At 33.4% G+C, this 16,810-nt stretch carries 11 protein-coding genes; 7 read left to right on the top strand and 4 right to left on the bottom strand.

Features of this window, described 5'->3' with window-relative positions; translation table 11 throughout:
• Nucleotides 1–90: 90 nt before the first annotated feature.
• Nucleotides 91–3,597 (bottom strand): S8 family serine peptidase, encoded by a 3,507-nt coding sequence (locus CN925_RS04970; RefSeq protein WP_098845164.1) that lies wholly within the window; start codon nucleotides 3,595–3,597, stop codon nucleotides 91–93.
• A gap of 606 nt (nucleotides 3,598–4,203) precedes the next feature.
• Between CN925_RS04970 and CN925_RS04965 the strand changes: the two genes are divergently transcribed.
• From CN925_RS04965 to CN925_RS04950, 4 genes are all read left to right on the top strand, one after another.
• Nucleotides 4,204–4,626, top strand: a complete 423-nt coding sequence (locus tag CN925_RS04965) for a VOC family protein (RefSeq protein WP_098845163.1) — start codon at nucleotides 4,204–4,206, stop codon at nucleotides 4,624–4,626.
• Nucleotides 4,627–4,832: 206 nt separating this feature from the next.
• On the top strand, nucleotides 4,833–5,603 hold the full coding sequence (locus tag CN925_RS04960) for a MurR/RpiR family transcriptional regulator (RefSeq protein WP_098845162.1): 771 nt from the start codon (nucleotides 4,833–4,835) through the stop codon (nucleotides 5,601–5,603).
• 193 nt (nucleotides 5,604–5,796) lie between these two features.
• The gene (gene malX / locus CN925_RS04955; protein ID WP_098845161.1) at nucleotides 5,797–7,359 is read left to right on the top strand and encodes a maltose/glucose-specific PTS transporter subunit IIBC; all 1,563 of its coding nucleotides are present in this window, start codon (nucleotides 5,797–5,799) and stop codon (nucleotides 7,357–7,359) included.
• A 20-nt stretch (nucleotides 7,360–7,379) separates the two neighbouring features.
• On the top strand, nucleotides 7,380–8,570 hold the full coding sequence (locus CN925_RS04950) for a MalY/PatB family protein (protein WP_098845160.1): 1,191 nt from the start codon (nucleotides 7,380–7,382) through the stop codon (nucleotides 8,568–8,570).
• A 55-nt stretch (nucleotides 8,571–8,625) separates the two neighbouring features.
• Here the strand turns inward: CN925_RS04950 and truA are convergent, their stop codons facing one another.
• The gene (gene truA, locus CN925_RS04945; RefSeq protein WP_098845159.1) at nucleotides 8,626–9,369 is read right to left on the bottom strand and encodes a tRNA pseudouridine(38-40) synthase TruA; all 744 of its coding nucleotides are present in this window, start codon (nucleotides 9,367–9,369) and stop codon (nucleotides 8,626–8,628) included.
• A 242-nt stretch (nucleotides 9,370–9,611) separates the two neighbouring features.
• Here truA and CN925_RS04940 point away from each other — a divergent pair, with 242 nt between their 5' ends.
• The 3 genes from CN925_RS04940 (at nucleotide 9,612) to CN925_RS04930 (ending at nucleotide 13,560) form a co-directional block, all read left to right on the top strand.
• Nucleotides 9,612–10,730, top strand: coding sequence for a CdaR family transcriptional regulator (locus CN925_RS04940; RefSeq protein ID WP_098845158.1), 1,119 nt, complete (start codon nucleotides 9,612–9,614; stop codon nucleotides 10,728–10,730).
• Between the two features lie 86 nt (nucleotides 10,731–10,816).
• Nucleotides 10,817–12,229: a glycolate oxidase subunit GlcD gene (gene glcD / locus CN925_RS04935; RefSeq protein ID WP_098845157.1), complete on the top strand. Its 1,413-nt coding sequence runs from the start codon at nucleotides 10,817–10,819 to the stop codon at nucleotides 12,227–12,229.
• Complete coding sequence (locus CN925_RS04930; RefSeq protein ID WP_098845156.1) at nucleotides 12,226–13,560, top strand: (Fe-S)-binding protein; 1,335 nt, start codon at nucleotides 12,226–12,228, stop codon at nucleotides 13,558–13,560. Before glcD ends, CN925_RS04930 begins: the two co-directional genes overlap by 4 nt.
• Nucleotides 13,561–13,644: 84 nt before the next feature.
• Here the strand turns inward: CN925_RS04930 and CN925_RS04925 are convergent, their stop codons facing one another.
• Nucleotides 13,645–15,108, bottom strand: a complete 1,464-nt coding sequence (locus CN925_RS04925; RefSeq protein ID WP_353616062.1) for a flavin monoamine oxidase family protein — start codon at nucleotides 15,106–15,108, stop codon at nucleotides 13,645–13,647.
• Nucleotides 15,109–15,902: 794 nt separating this feature from the next.
• Nucleotides 15,903–16,757 carry a MurR/RpiR family transcriptional regulator gene (locus CN925_RS04920; protein WP_180232853.1) on the bottom strand — a complete coding sequence of 285 codons (855 nt, stop codon included), beginning with the start codon at nucleotides 16,755–16,757 and terminating at the stop codon, nucleotides 15,903–15,905.
• Nucleotides 16,758–16,810: the final 53 nt, after the last annotated feature.

Here is a 16,810-nt window from a genome sequence, read left to right as displayed (position 1 = left end):
ACTTTTGTTGTTCTATATTGACAATGTTTTATTTCAACAATATAAAAAGTGTAGGAAAAAATATTCCCTACACTTTTACTTTTAAACTATTTATTGTTGTACTGTAATTGTTTGTGGTGTTACGGATACTTTAAATCCATCTTTACTAGATACATCCGCAGATATTGTGTACGTACCGTTTGGAACATCTGCTTCTGGCGTCCACTTCAAGTGAATTTCACTTTCGTTTTGTACATCTAGTGAATCAATTACTTTACCGTTTTCATCTTTAATATAAATTTTCCAATTTACATTGTTATTTGCAAAAGCGTTGATTCCTGCTGGCGTTTTTGAATTTACATTTTTATTTGGATATACACTGAAGTAACTAACAAGCATTTCTTCATTAATATAAGAAGGATCTCCCCATACTGTATAACTCTGGTTTAGTGCATAGTCTGCTCCTAATACTACTACGCTCTTTGGTTCTTCTTTTACTAGAGTAGATGTTTCACCTTGGTTTAATGGCTTGTATTTGCCGTTATACCAAACGATTGCACCATTATAACCACTTCCGACATCATCCGCTTTGAACGAGATTTCGTATTGTCCATCTTTAGGCGTTACTTTTATATCTGAAACAACTGGAGCAACTGAGTCAATATGCAATGGAAGTTTTACGATTTGTGGCTTCGCACCTTTATAATCAAGCGTTGTTTTGATTACATAGTTATAAACGCCATCCTTCACTACTTGTCCATTTTGGTCTTTTAAATCCCAACCATATCCAGTATTCAAATAGTCTCTATAAGACATAATGTTTTTACGGAATTTCCATGGCTTACCAGTATATTCACTAAAATCACCTAAGTATTGAAGTAATTCTCCTTTATCATTTTCTACGTACATTTCTGTTTTAGCTAAGTTACGAAGTACTGTAAATGATGCGTATACTTGTTTCAATGGAGTGTTAGGTGACATGACAATTCGATCCATGTTAAATCTTCCTGTTCTTGGATCATATCCTAATGGGAATACCCCTTCTGCTCCAATTTCATCATTCCAAAGTGTAGTATAACCTAAGAATGCATCTTTCTCATATGCTGCTGGATCAATATTTGTTGGTTGATCCCATTTACCGTAATACCCCATGTAAGGAACTGTTAACGGTACTGCAGCGTCACTATTTTTCCCTGAAGGAACTAGACGTACGTATCCTTCAACAAATGAACCATCTTTTAAGCTTGATGGAAGTTGAATCTGAACATCTAGATTTTTTTCTTGTCCTGGTTTAATTTTTAATGTCTTTCCTTCTGTACTTGTTACTTTTTCGCCATTTACAGTTGCAATTGCACCATTGATTCGCTCACTTTTTAGTGTTAAATATTCTTTTGAATCCAATGTTCCATCATTATCAAGGTCAAATTCTTTTGTTTCTCTACCATCTGTATATACATCTACATATACTTGATATTCCAAATCTTTTACCTTCACATTTTGAAGAGCTTCTGCATTTAATTTGAAGTGAATATTTTTGTTAACTTCTTTTAATGCAACTGCTCCGGCTTGTTCAAGTGGAGTTTTCTCTCTTGTCACAAGTACAGGTGTTTTAATTGCATTTTGAATTTGCATTAAACCAGATCCTTGTATACGTGGAGAATACGGCACTTCATTATTCGTACTAGGATCCTGTACTAGTTTGGCAGTGTTCATTAAAGCAATTTTCGTTTTTAAAGCTGTACTTTCTGAATGCTTTAATCCTTTTTCATAAAGAGATTGTAAAACTAATGCCGAACCACCAGCAACATGTGGAGATGCCATTGATGTACCGCTCATAACCTCATAACCATTCCCTGGTACAGTAGAGTAAATATTACCCCCTGGTGCTGAAATTTCAGGTTTAAAGTCTAAAGTATGTGGTGCTCCATAAGATGAAAAATATGACATCGTATTCTTATCTGGGTTATCAACATATACCCCTTTAGATGGTTTCATTTTTACAATATAACCACTTTTTAACTTAGAAATTAAAGAGTTTCCAATCGCTCTGCTTGTTGTAGCTCCTTCTACACTAAGATAAGGACTAAAATAAACTAATGGATAGTCAATATCTTCATCAGCAGGAACAAGAATGATCGCTTTTGCGTTCTTCTTTTTCGCTTCTGATTGAATATAAGAGTAAGTAGCATACTTTACATTTGGTTTTGCTACTACAATTTTCCCACTTAAATCTGGAAGATTTTTAAAATCGGCAGTTTTACCTTCTCCTACAAAAACCAATTCATAAGATTCAAGCGGTGATAAGACTTTTGATAAATTAAAGTTAAATTGTGTTTGATCTTGATATGGAAGTTGTAATCCATTTTCTTCTTGTAACGTACTCATATGTATACTTGAATTTTCATATGAAGCTACAGATAATGCAAAAGGACTTACACCTGGTTCTCCAACTGTCCCAATATCCGGATTTTCAGCATATGGTTTTAAAGAAGATTGTAGCAAATTATTTTGTGTACTATAAGCAGAGTTTCCACCAGCTACAACTACAAGCGTACCTTGCTCAGTCGCTTCACGGATCACTTTTTGAATCGGATCATCAACTTCACTAACAAAACCTGAATCAGTTCCTAAACTCATATTAATAACATCAGCACCCATTGTTACCGCATGCTCAATCCCTGCAATGATGTCATCCTCATACGCCCCATTTGCTGTATCAGAGAATACTTTTTCTGCTAGTAACTGTACGCCTGGAGCAATGCCTTCTACACCATCATTAGCTTCATCACCGTTTGCACCTATTGTACCTGATACGTGCATACCATGTTCATTTCCTGAACCATGTGGAATGACATCTGTATCATGGTCCGCCCAGTCATAACCAGTTGGAACTTTGTCACTATACCAAACATCTCCTACACTTGTTTCATCTAGTTTACTTTTAATATTTTCTTGATTCCATTTTTGTTTTGCTTTACCTTTTTTGGTGATTGTCATGTCCTTATGCGTATAGTCAATACCTGTATCGACCACCGCTACTAACAATCCCTCACCTTCGTATCCGTAACTTTGCCAAACTTTTTGAGCTTGTACTAATTCTTTACTTGCCCCCATTGAAGGTTGGAATTTTCTTGCAATATGCACATTCGTTACACCTTGTGTTTGTTGAATATCTTTTAAGTTACGATATTCTGTCTCCAAACTAAAACCATTAAAGCCCTCATAGAAGCGTTGTTTAATTTTAGGTACGGATCTTTCCTTTGAAATCCTTGAGATAACTTGATCTTGCTTTTCTTTAAAACGTGCCTTTTTAGTTTGATTAGAATCATCAGAAGTTGCTGGTTGCTCTACCTCAACGATTACACGTACTTTTTCATTTGGTTTATAAGCATGAGCATTATTTAAATTTTCGTAGCCAAATGGGTCTTCAGCCTTATTTGCACTTTGTTTTTGTTCTTCAGCAAAAATCTTTTGACCCTGCTTTGCAATCTCTTCTAAACTTGGAGCCGGTACTTGATTTTCATTTGTTCCTTCCGCAAATCCAGTTGATGTAAATAACATTGAAGCTAAAGTTGTCGTTGCAAGGACTTTGTAAGGAAAGCTCTTTCTCTTTTTCATCTTTAATCTCCTCTATAGTAAACTTTAATGTTTTGAATCTATTAAAAATAAAAAATAGATTCAGCCTAACTGATTTAATTAATTACTACTATTTATTTTAATTACGTTCACCCTATAAAGATATTGGGTTATTAAACCAGACTTTTGACATATTCGATTTGGAGAAGATTGGAAGTATTCGAGTAGAAAAAAAGGGGATTTTGAAATATTCAGTCGAAGAAGTTCGAAAATAATTTATTCACTTAGGGAATTTGTATTAATTAAGTTGAGACAATTTGAGTTTATATTTGTTTGATTTAGATAAAAGAAGCATTCTTGTCATTTATGACCGAGGTTTATTTTTTTTGAATAGGTAAAAATATTGTATTTAAAATTAGTCTGAATAATCTGTCTTTACTACACTTACGACAAATTTCTACTTTTTTCAACTACTGGACAGTGGAATGTTTGTTTAGTTACTCTAAAATGAAGCATTTTTTAACCTTATAATAAAATCAGAATTTTCCATACAATTTTCAAATCTTAGTTTGTTAAATTACCTTTTTTTGGATAGAATGGATTTGTAGGCTTTTAAAGTCTTAAATACATAACATTAGGAGTGAAAAAATGCCAATTGATGTTTATTTAAATTTTAATGGTAATACACGTGAAGCAGTTGAATTCTACGCGGCTGTATTTAACACAGAAATACCTAAGATTATGACTTTCGGTGAAGCACCACAAAATCCGGATTACCCACTACCTGAAGAAGCGAAAAATTTAGTTATGCATACTAGACTGAACATTAACGGTAGTAACGTTATGTTCTCTGATACTTTCCCTGGTTCCCCGTTTAAACAAGGCAATAATATCCATCTATCTTTTTTAAGTGAGGACTTAGAAGAACTTAGATCTGTCTTTACGAAATTAAGTGATGGCGGTCAGGTAGAAATGGAACTTCAAGAAACATTTTGGAGTAAAGCTTATGGAAGCCTAACAGATAAATTCGGCATTCATTGGATGTTTAATCACGGTACTGGTGATTTTTAATTTATAGATAAAAAAGGAAATGAATCCTTCTTTAATAGGGTTCATTTCCTTTTTTTAATTTAACTCCTTAAGATGAACTACAATCTCTTCTACTCTTTCTTACTTAAGACAATCAGCTTGCTCCATTTATCTATATTTCTTTTCATTCAGAATATTTACTATATAATAAGATATATTTCTAGTTCTCTAAAAGCAGGTGAAATTATATGCAAATACTATTAAAACGATTATCACAAAATAGAGAAAAACTTAGCCAGCTTGAAAAACAAGTATTGGATTATATTTTACAAAATACCGATTATATTACGAAGCAAAATCTTGATGAATTATCAAAAGAGCTTTATGTATCTACAGCAACAATTAGTAGAACATGCCAGCAATTAGGTTTTCGTGGGTTTCAAGATTTAAAATATACTCTTTCAAAGGAAACGAATAAACTTCAAAAACCAGTTTCTTCAACCTCCTATCTTCTTAAAACCCATATTGAGAGAATGAAAGTAGAAATGGAAAAAACATTGGATTATATTGATGAAGAAAAGATTAAGTTAGCTGCTAATTATCTAAAACATAGTACACATGTTGAACTATTCGGAGTTGGCAACTCACTTCCCACTTGTGTTGACGCTTCTAGAAAACTCATGTTTGCAGGAAAGTTATGTAATGCGCGAACTGATTGGGACGAGTTACGTAGTGCTGCAAATAGTTTAACAGAAAATGATTTAGCCATATTAGTTTCATATAGTGGGGAGACTTTACATATGTTAGAATTTGCCCATATTTTAAAGAAAAGGAACGTCAAATCGATTGCCATAACTGGAAGCCACTCAAATCGTTTACAAAATGAAGTAAGTTTATCTCTTCAAGCTTATATTACAAATACTTACTTTGGTGAACTTGATATGACCTCAAGATTTCCATTAAGTATGGTACTAGATTTCATTATTATTGCCTATTTAAACGAAATGAAAATATGGTAGTTAATCAAAAAGAGACGCCAAATTGTTAATGATTGGACCACAACTGTCTCTTTTTATTTATGAACTTATTAATCTACTTAATGTAAGCAATATACAAAAAATGTACACGCTTACATTAACACCTCAAATGGTTGTTAAACGATTTTGCCGTTAGTATTCTTAAGACATAATAAAAAACGAAGGAGCTAAACACATGGCAAAGAAGAAGTCCGTTAAATCAAAGCTTTGGGAGTTTTTTCAAGGGCTAGGTAAAACCTTTATGGTGCCTGTCGCATTATTAGCCTTTATGGGACTTATATTAGGGATCGGAAGTTCATTTACTAGTCCGACAACAATTGAGACTTTCCCATTTTTAGGAAACTCTGTACTTCAGATTATTTTTAGCTTTATGTCCACTATTGGTGGTTTTGCATTTTCATACTTACCAGTTTTATTTGCAATGGCAATTCCGTTTGGACTTGTACGATATGAAAAGGGCGTCGCTGCTTTCTCTGGATTTGTTGGTTACGTCATCATGCACTTATCGATTAATTTTTATTTAACAGAAACAAACCAATTAGTAGCGGCAGATAAAATGCGCCAAGCTGGTCAAGGTATGGTTATGGGTATACAAACCATTGAAATGGGTGTATTAGGCGGAATCATCGCCGGTATAGTTGTCTATTTATTACATAACCGCTTTTATAGTATTAAACTTCCAGATGCATTCGCATTTTTTGGAGGTGCCCGCTTTGTTCCAATCATAACGACACTTGCATTATCAGTTATTGGGATTATTATTCCGATGATCTGGCCAATTTTCGCAATAGCCATTACAGGAATCGGAAGTTTAATTCAAAAATCTGGCGTTTTCGGACCATTTTTATTCGGTGCCGGTGAACGTTTACTACTCCCCTTTGGTCTTCACCATATTTTAGTTGCAATGATACGATTCACAGAAGCAGGTGGTACTGAAATCGTTAACGGTCAAACGGTATCAGGCGCTCTAAATATTTTCTATGCACAATTAAAAGCTGGTGCTCCGATCAGTCCATCAGCGACAGCTTTCTTATCTCAAGGAAAAATGCCTACATTCATGTTTGGTTTACCAGCAGTAGCACTTGCGATTTATCATACTGCTCGTCCAGAAATTCGTAATAAAATTAAAGGGCTATTAATTTCTGGTGTTATTGCCACTTTTGTAACCGGTATCACTGAACCAATCGAATTCTTATTCTTGTTTATTTCTCCACCTTTATATTTCATTCACGTTATTTTAACAGGACTAGGTTTTATGTTAATGGCTTTATTACATTTAACAATTGGTAACACAGACGGTGGAATATTAGACTTTGTTATCTTTGGCGTTTTACAAGGAGTTAAAACAAAATGGTATCTCGTACCTATAGTAGGAGCAATTTGGTTTATCGTTTACTATTCAGTTTTCAGATATGCAATTTTGAAATTCAACTTAAAAACTCCTGGTAGAGAAGAAAAAAATGATGATCAACAAAGTGAGGAACCAGTGATTAAAGGCACAAATGCACAAGCATTAAAAATTCTTACTGCTTTAGGTGGGAAAGAGAACATCCAATCACTAGATAACTGCATTACAAGATTAAGACTTGTTGTAGATAATATGAATATTATTAATGAAAAAGTTCTAAAGGATTGTGGTGCACTTGGTGTTGTGAAATTAGACGAACATAATTTACAAGTCGTTATTGGTCCACAAGTTGGAGTTCTTAAAACACAATTAGAAAAATTATCATCTTAAATAAATTGGGGTTGTACGAAATGATATACAAATTTGATCAAATAGTTGATCGGACCGGTACGTATTGTACACAGTGGGACTATATTGAAGATCGGTTTGGGGTGCCAGATTTACTACCATTCTCGATTTCAGATACTGACTTCAAAAGTCCAGATGAAATAATTCATGCATTAGAACAGCGAATGAAACACGGTATATTTGGCTATACGCGATGGAATCATCTTGAATTTAAAAAATCAATTATAGAATGGTTTCGTAATCGATTCTCTTGCGAAATAAAAGAAGATTGGATTGTTTATAGTCCTAGTGTCATTTATTCTATCTCAAAAATAATTGAATACATGACTAGTGTTGGAGATCATGTCGTAATCCAAACTCCTGCATATGATGCTTTCTTTAAAGTAATTCAAGATAACAATCGTTTTATTTCTGAAAATCAATTACTTTATGAAAATGGTAAATATCGAATCGATTTTGATGATTTAGAACAAAAACTATCTCACGAGCGTGCCAAGATCCTTCTACTGTGTAGCCCGCATAATCCTACTGGTCGTGTTTGGACAATGCATGAATTAGAAAGGCTTGTAGATTTATGTAATAAACATAATGTATTTATCATTTCTGATGAAATTCATATGGATATCGTATTTGAACCTAATTTCCATATTCCAGTTATAAACACAAGCATCAATTTGGAGAATGTATGTATTTGTACTTCTGCAAGTAAAACGTTTAATATTCCTGGGTTAGGTGGATCTTATCTAATTTTACCAAACAAAAAGATTAATAAAGAGTTTCTTCTATCTCTAAAAAATCGCGATGGCCTTTCATCTGCAAGCATCTTTGGAACACTAGCGACGATCGAAGCCTATAAAACCTGTGAGAACTGGGTTGATGAATTGGCTGAATATACTTTTGATAATTTAAAAACAGTAGAAAATTATCTTAACAATCATCTTCCAAAACTTAAATTTACATTACCAGAATCAACATACTTAGCATGGATTGATATTTCAGGGCTGCCTTATTCTAGTGAGCAATTACAACATGCACTTGTTCATCACGCAAAAGTAGCCATTATGCCCGGTGAGACATATGGTGATGCTGGAAAAGGATTTATCCGTATGAATATCGGATGTCCTAAATCTAAGATTATAGAAGGATTAAATCGTCTAAAAAAAGCAGTTGATTACTTAGAATGTAATAACTAGTTAATTTAAAAAAGCATTGGAATCCAACATATCCCAATGCTTTTTTAATTCTATGTTATAACTTAAATTCAATGCTCTCCAAATATAATCCACCAGGATCTGCAAGATTACTCACCTGAGCACGATCTTTTACCTCAATTATTTTCGGTATATTTTCTGCATGTAATCTACCTGCACCAACTTCAATCAGTGTTCCTACGATTTTTCTTACCATATTATATAGGAAACCATTTCCACTTATTCTTATTTGAATAAATCCGTCTATCTTTTCAAAATCAATCGAGTAGATTTCTCGTACCATCGACTTCTTTTTAGATTTAGCATTTGAAAATGCTGTAAAATCATGTTCCCCTAAAAAGTACTTGGCTGCAGCTTGCATATTTTTTAGATTTAGTTTCTCTTCTACATGCATACTATATTTGCGCATAAATGGATTCGTATATTCCTCATTCCAAATTTTATAAATATACGTCTTTGCACTAGTATTATATCTCGAATGGAAACGGTCAGATTCAATCGAAACTTCCTTTATACTAATATCTTTAGGTAAATAACGATTTAAATAACTCTTAATTTCTTTTTCAGGCATATTCTCTTTTATTTTAAAATTAGCAACTTGTTCAAATGCGTGTACACCTGCATCCGTTCGACTACTTCCAATAATTTCAATTTCTCTTCCTACCATTTCAGATAGTACGTTTTCGATTTTACCTTGAATTGTATTTTCTCCATTACCAAGTCTTTGCCAGCCTTTATAACGGCCCCCATCATATTGAATGACTAATTTATAATTGTTCATCTCTTGCTCCTTTATCTAACTCTATGTATGTACATTTTTGCCTTTTTAAGTTTAAGATATTAAAATCTTTTGTACTTCCTGCTCTTAACACTTTACCACTTTTTTATTACATATCCTATTTTTAGCCCATTTGAGCAAAGTTCATAACTTTTTTCACATTTTCACAAACTACTCAAAGACGATATAGTTGAAATGAGTCATTTTACATTATACTAATAGTAACAATTTCGAGGGAGTTTGACATGGTACTTGATGAGTTGGCATTAAAGATCATTAATGAAGTTAGAAAATTAATACAAGAAGATATTATTATTATTAATACAGATGGCATCATTATAGCTAGTACAGACCCAGCACGAACTGGTACATTTCATGAAGGCTCATTGATTGCAATTAATGAAAGGAAAACGTTTACGATCACATCTGATGATGAAAATCGTTTAAAAGGTGTGAAGTCTGGCATTAATCTTCCTATTTATTTTCAAAATGAAATAGTCGGAGTAATTGGCATTACAGGAAATCCCGAACAAATTTCACCTTTTGGAGAAATGCTTCGTAGGATGACAGAATTATTAATTAGAGAAAACTATTATACAGATCAAATTGATTTGCAACAAAGAACTTTAGAAGCATTTGTATTTGATTGGATTCAAGGTATTGAGTGGGATGATTATTTTTATGAACGTTCTACTATGCTAAATATTGATTTAAATTCTATTAGGCAGGTTATTATTTTCGAATGGGAAAATACAAATATGCTCCCTGTCGATACAAGACAACTAATAATCGATTTAGCGAATCGAAATAATGATGACGTATTTGTCCGCTGGGGCAATAATCGAATTGTATTTTTGATGAAAATAGATAATACGAATAAAAATATTCATAAACTACAAAGAATTCAAGATTTATATGAATTGATAAAAAGTCGATTAAACTCACCCATTGCTGTAGGAGTTGGGCAACAAATCACTCCAAAACAATTACATCAATCATATCATCAAGCGGATCGAGCTTTAAAAGTTGCATTAAAAACAAGTTCAATTATATTTGATGAAGATTTAACAATTGATTTAATTCTGCAGGAACTTTCACAAGAAATTAAGAAAACATTTATAGAACGGACAATTGCACCTTTATTAAGTGAAGAGGATTTATTTATTACAATGAAAGAGTATTTAAATCAAAATCAATCTCTTAAAAATACCGCACAATCTTTACATATTCATATAAACACACTTCTGTATCGCCTCGGTAAAATTACTGAATTAACGAAATTGAATCCTAAAGACATCCAAGATTTGGTTAAATTGTATATTGGAACATACCTACTAGATGAATCTACAAAAAAACACCGATAAATGGTGTTTTTTCTGTATGTTCCTCTATAGTAAATTCATCTATTAACTCTTTATACTTGAATTAAGATAATGGGGGGAATTTATTTATGATTACAAATGACATTGCTCAACGTTTTATAGCAATTGTTGGAAAAGAAAATTATGATGATTCAAAAGTGGAGAGACTTGTATATTCTTACGATGCAACACCAAATTTGCAATCTCTTCCTGATGCAGTCATTAGTCCTCGTTCTACTAAAGAAGTATCCGAAATCGTTAAAATCTGTAACGAAAACCACATTCCAATCGTTCCTAGAGGATCTGGAACGAATTTATGCGGTGGTACTTGTCCAACAGATGGCGGGATCGTGATCTTATTTAAACACTTAAACAATATTCTTGAAATAGATGAAGAAAACTTAACCATTACAGTTCAGCCTGGTGTTGTGACTCTGGATATGATTAATACAATCGAAGAAAAAGGCTTATTTTATCCGCCCGATCCAAGCTCAATGAAAATTTCTACAATTGGTGGAAATATTAATGAAAATTCAGGTGGCTTACGTGGTTTAAAATATGGTGTAACACGTGATTATGTCATTGCTCTTGAAATCGTGTTAGCAAACGGAGACATAATTCGAACTGGTGGAAAGCTAGCAAAAGATGTCGCAGGATATGATTTTACACGTCTATTTGTTGGTTCTGAAGGCACTTTAGGGATTATTACCGAGGCTACATTAAAGCTTATTCCAATGCCAGAAACAAAAAAAACAATGCTTGCATTATATGATAGCTTGGAAGACGCAGCCAAGACAGTTTCTAAAATTATCGCTAATAAAATTATTCCAACTTCCCTTGAATTTATGGATCAACCTACTCTAGAAGTTGTTGAAAACTTTGCCCAAATTGGTCTACCGACCGATGTAAAAGCTGTCTTATTAATTGAACAAGATGGTCCTAGTGAAGTCGTAAACAGAGATATCGAATTAATAAAATCCATTTGCCAGCAAGAAAAATGTATTTCAGTTAGTGTAGCTAAGTCTGAAGAAGAAGCAGTAGCATTACGTACGGCTAGACGCTCTGCTCTTTCAGCTCTTGCACAATTAAGACCAACAACAATCTTAGAAGATGCGACTGTTCCTCGTTCTAAAATTGCTGAGATGGTCACTGCAATTAATGTGATCGCAGAAAAACATAATGTAAAAATTTGTACATTTGGTCATGCAGGCGATGGAAATCTTCACCCTACCTGTCCTACCGATGCTCGTGATCACGAAGAAATGGAACGAGTTGAAATGGCATTTGCAGAGATCTTTGAAAAAGCCATTGAACTAGGTGGTACAATTACAGGTGAACACGGTGTTGGAATCGTAAAAGCTCCTTACCTTGAACTAAAGCTTGGTAAAGAAGGGATTAACGCAATGCTTGCTGTCAAATCAGCTTTAGATCCGAATCATATTATGAACCCAGGTAAGGTCTTTGCTAAAGATAGCCGTAAAAGAATGGTGGTGTCAAAATGACAACACTTCAAGAACAACAAACAATCGGTCAACAATTTAAAGAGCGTATGAACGAAGACGAATTGTTAAACTGTATGCGATGCGGATTTTGTTTACCAAGCTGTCCAACTTATATTGAATCAGGTCAAAAAGAATCGCACTCACCTCGTGGTCGCATCGCTTTAATGAAAGCAGTAACGGATGGATTAATCGAACCAGATGAAGATGTTGAACGCACACTTGAGCTTTGTCTTGGTTGTCGTGCATGTGAGCCTGTTTGCCCTTCTGGTGTAAAATACGGTCATTTATTAGAAGAAGCTAGAGATATTATTGCTCAACATAAAAAACATTCACTTCCTGCACGAGCTGTTCGTAAAGTTGTATTTAAAGAACTTTTCCCGCATCAAAACCGAATGAGACTAGCTGTTGGTTTATTAGGTTTATATCAACGAACAGGCCTTCAAGTCGTAGCAAGAAAAGCTGGTATTATGAAGTTGATTCCAAACAATCTGTCTGCAATGGAAAAGGTTTTACCAAAGGTCCCGTCAATGAAACAAATGAAGTCACGTCCTGACTATTTGCCACCATTAAAAGAAAAAGTAAAGAAGGTCGCATTTTTCTCTGGATGTCTAATGGATACAATGTTCTTAGAAACAAACAATGCAACGATGAAGCTTTTACAATTAGCTGGTTGTGAAATTGTCATTCCAAAAGACCAGGCGTGTTGTGGGGCATTACATGGTCATAGTGGTGAAAAGTCAATTGCAAAAGATATGGCTAAGAAAAACATCGAGGCCTTCGAAAATCTCGGAGTCGATTATATCATTACAAATGCAGGAGGCTGTGGTGGTTTCCTAATTGATTATGACCATCTTCTTAAAGATGATCCAAATTGGAAAGATCGAGCTCTTGCGTTTAAAAATAAACTAAAAGATATATCAGAAATTCTAGTAGAAGTTGAGTTTCATAATAAAGTAAAATTAAGTTTACCAGAACAAATTATTACGTATCAGGATTCATGTCATTTAAGAAATGTCATGAAAACCGCTTCTGCTCCAAGAACATTATTAAAGTCAATTCAAAATGTATACTATCACGAAATGAAAGATGCAGATCGTTGCTGTGGCTCAGCTGGCATTTATAACATTGTCGAATCCGAAATGTCGATGCAAATACTAGATTACAAGATGAAGCAAGCAACAAAAACACAAGCTACTACTATTGTAACTGCTAACCCTGGATGCTTATTACAAATGAAACTAGGTGTAGACCGAGAAAATCAATCAGAACATGTGGAAGTTGTACACATAGTTGATTTACTTTTAAAAGCTGCTGAATATAAAGCAAATTAAAGATAAAAAAACACAAGGAACTTAATCCTTGTGTTTTTTACTGTCTTACTATGAACCCTTGGCCCAATAAGGAAACACCATAAATTATCGACTATTCACTTCATGAGCTGTTCTAATACCGGCTTCGATTGCACCTTGCATCCAGCCTGGTGTAGTAGATGAATGAGAACCAGCAAAATGAATTCTTCCCTCTGGTGTACTAATATACTGACCTAATTCCTTAATTTGGTCTGGTTTAAACATGACAAACGCTCCCCCAGAATAAGGGAATTCATTCCAATCTTGCGAATAACCTATTAAAAATTCCGAAAACACTTCATTTCCAAATATATACGATAAATCGTTCAAAGCAATTTTTATCCGTTCTGCTTGTGTCATATGATTCCAAATACTTGAATCATCTTCCCATGTGTAACTCGCTAACATAATCCCTGTATCAACTGAATCTTCAGGGTTATGACTAGGAAAATATGAAAACTTAATAGGTAGGTCAGTAGTTAATTTGCCACCCCATAATCCATATTTCTCCCAAAATCTAGATTTAAATTGAAGAGCTATTTTAGTTGAGTTTGCATAATGGACCTTTCTAATAACTTTCCGTTTTTCATATGAAATAGAATCAAATGGTAGTAAATCTACAAAATTTAATAAAGAAAAAGGAATCGTTGAAATAACATAGTCACTAGTAAGTTGATGCTCTGTATTAAGGATTTGATTTTCAGTATAGATTGTTACGTTTGATTCATGTTGAATAATTTTTTTAACTCTTTGATTCGTAATAATATCGTCTTTAAGTTGAGGTAAAAATCCATTAATAAGATGGTCTGTTCCACCGGTAATTTCATAAAGCTTTAAATCTTTTGAGATAAGGATTAAAACTTCCCTTAATATTGCCGTAAATGCAAGTTCCGGAAACCCTTCTAATCCAACTATGGTTTCAACGTAATTAATAGCTTCAGTTGATAACGAAACTCCAACAGGGTTATATTTTAAAAAATTTGCCATTGAATAATGATCATACAAATTAATAACGGTTTCCCAATTTTTTTCAGGATCTTGATTAATAAAATCAACAACAGGACCTACTGCTAATAAGAGTAACTCTAATGCAGTTTTCCCTTTTTCACTTGGTAAGACTTTAAAGTTTAATAGGTCTGGATTAGCCTTTAAATTCTGCTCATTAGTTAATACGTTATTAATGAAAATAAGATCATTAGGCGTACTATTAATAAATTCATTAACTTTCAAATTAAACTTTTTTATATATTCAATTACTAAATGGTGAAATGAGGGGATACGCATAGCTCCGAGGTCTATATACTGATTATTTATAAAAGGCTCCCTTTTTGTGTAAATCCTCCCCCCTATTCTGTTATTTGCTTCTATAATCGTAACCTTATGTCCCGCATCTTTTAAAAGTGAAGCAGCAACCAGACCAGAGATTCCTGAACCAATTATGGTTACATGTTTTGGTAAACTAGTTTTCGGTAGTCCATTTTGAATTATGTGTATCATTTGCTCCATTGAAAGTATTAATTTTTGAATCAATGACATCACCTCATCTTGATTTAAATAACCAATAGTTAATTATTATTCTTTTACAAGTTGATGTAGAATTTAAGAAAGACCCACAAATTAATATTGAAATAGCAAAATTAATTCTTAATTAATATCAATTAAGAAACTAAAGTTTAACTAACTACCCAGTGCTATTATTAAAAAGTTTTGATTTAAGGCTTCTAGACATTGCTTAAAAAAATAAAAAGCACAAGGAATATTGATTTTCCTTGTGCTTCATGCTGTTAAAAAAAGAATTAGTCAATTAAATTATTGGAATATCTAATCATTGATACATAAGTTGTGTCTCAGATTTCCACTACAGGTTGCTCGCTTTCCATGGGGCGAGACCTGAGCCTCCTCGGCGTTGCCTTGCGGGGTCTCAGCCTTCCCGCATATCCCATAGGAGTCGAGCAACCTTTCGTTCCAATCAAGTTCTTTATAAAAATAATAATCTTAAAAACCTTGGAATATTCAATTTAATGAATTACACTTATTCTTCAACATCGAATTGAAACCAATGGTGACGACTTATGACAACTTTACAAATATAGATTTAAAAAAAGAAAATATTCTTATTTTTGACAGTTAGTTAAAACATTTATATTCCATCCAATAGCACTGGTTTATCAATAAGATGACAATAAAATAATAAATATACTATTTTTACATGAAATTCAATTAATGTTCGTATTGACTAATATATTTCAACACTCTGAAGCACAAGGAATATTGATTTCCTTGTGCTTTTTATTCGACCTACTTTATCCTTATTCCAGTACTATTTACTTTTTTAATGAAGAAATAGCCGTTCTTGTTTGATCAATGTATTGGATTGTTTGATCGTACTCTTGTGTCGCGACTGCCATAAATAAAATATCGATGACATGTAGTTGAGCCATCCTTGATGAGGTTGCTCCGCTTCGAAATGTTGCTTCTCTGTGTGGGGAATTGAATAATTTAATATCTGCTAAATTTGATACAGAATTGGAACCAAAGCCCGTGATACTAATGGTCTTCACGTCGTTTTCCTTTGCAATTTGAAGAGCCTTTTGTACCTCTAGCGTTTCTCCAGAAAATGAAATTCCTACTAAGACATCATTCTCCTCGTGGTTCGCTATTTGAACAGCTAACATATGCAAATCAGTGAAAGAAGAGGTGTATTTTTTTATACGTAAAAACTTTTGCTGTGCGTCTAAGGCCACTACCATTGACCCACCTACACCGAAGAAATAAATATTCCTCGCTTTTGTTAAAGCTTGTACGGCTTCCTCTAAATCACTCACATTAATAATATCGCTTGTATCTTTGATGGCTTGAATATTGTTATTCATCATCTTTTTAATTATAGAACCAGTGGATTCTCCTAAATTGATATCTCTTGATCCTACTTCTGTTGTCGTAATGATATCACCTGCAATTCGTAGCTTAAGCTCTTGAAAACCTTTTAATCCAAGAGAACGACATAATCGAATAATTGCAGAATTGCTTGTTTGACTTTTTTCTGCAAGTTCAAAAACTGTATATTGAATCGATTTTTCTGGATTTTCAATTATATATTTAGCTGCTCTTCTTTCCGATGGTGGAAGTTTATACAGCATTTCGTTTAACATGATTAAGCCACCATTTAATGCATTCATTTAATCTACTCAACTCTCTTCATTGATATAAAATTAACAATTTTGATAAATTT

The organism is Bacillus sp. AFS055030 (assembly GCF_002574545.1).
In the GTDB taxonomy this organism is placed as follows: Bacteria; Bacillota; Bacilli; order Bacillales; family Bacillaceae_G; genus Gottfriedia.
Note: the sequence above shows the minus strand (reverse complement) of the source record. Positions and strands in the feature narration are given on the sequence as shown.

Excerpts from the sequence above, each read along its gene's own strand:
- CN925_RS04940 (WP_098845158.1), top strand. The coding sequence starts at position 9,612 with ATGGTACTTGATGAGTTGGCATTAAAGATCATTAATGAAGTTAGAAAA.
- malX (WP_098845161.1), top strand. The coding sequence starts at position 5,797 with ATGGCAAAGAAGAAGTCCGTTAAATCAAAGCTTTGGGAGTTTTTTCAA.
- CN925_RS04950 (WP_098845160.1), top strand. The coding sequence starts at position 7,380 with ATGATATACAAATTTGATCAAATAGTTGATCGGACCGGTACGTATTGT.
- CN925_RS04960 (WP_098845162.1), top strand. The coding sequence starts at position 4,833 with ATGCAAATACTATTAAAACGATTATCACAAAATAGAGAAAAACTTAGC.
- CN925_RS04930 (WP_098845156.1), top strand. The coding sequence starts at position 12,226 with ATGACAACACTTCAAGAACAACAAACAATCGGTCAACAATTTAAAGAG.
- CN925_RS04970 (WP_098845164.1), bottom strand. The coding sequence starts at position 3,597 with ATGAAAAAGAGAAAGAGCTTTCCTTACAAAGTCCTTGCAACGACAACT.
- truA (WP_098845159.1), bottom strand. The coding sequence starts at position 9,369 with ATGAACAATTATAAATTAGTCATTCAATATGATGGGGGCCGTTATAAA.
- glcD (WP_098845157.1), top strand. The coding sequence starts at position 10,817 with ATGATTACAAATGACATTGCTCAACGTTTTATAGCAATTGTTGGAAAA.
- CN925_RS04920 (WP_180232853.1), bottom strand. The coding sequence starts at position 16,757 with ATGAATGCATTAAATGGTGGCTTAATCATGTTAAACGAAATGCTGTAT.
- CN925_RS04965 (WP_098845163.1), top strand. The coding sequence starts at position 4,204 with ATGCCAATTGATGTTTATTTAAATTTTAATGGTAATACACGTGAAGCA.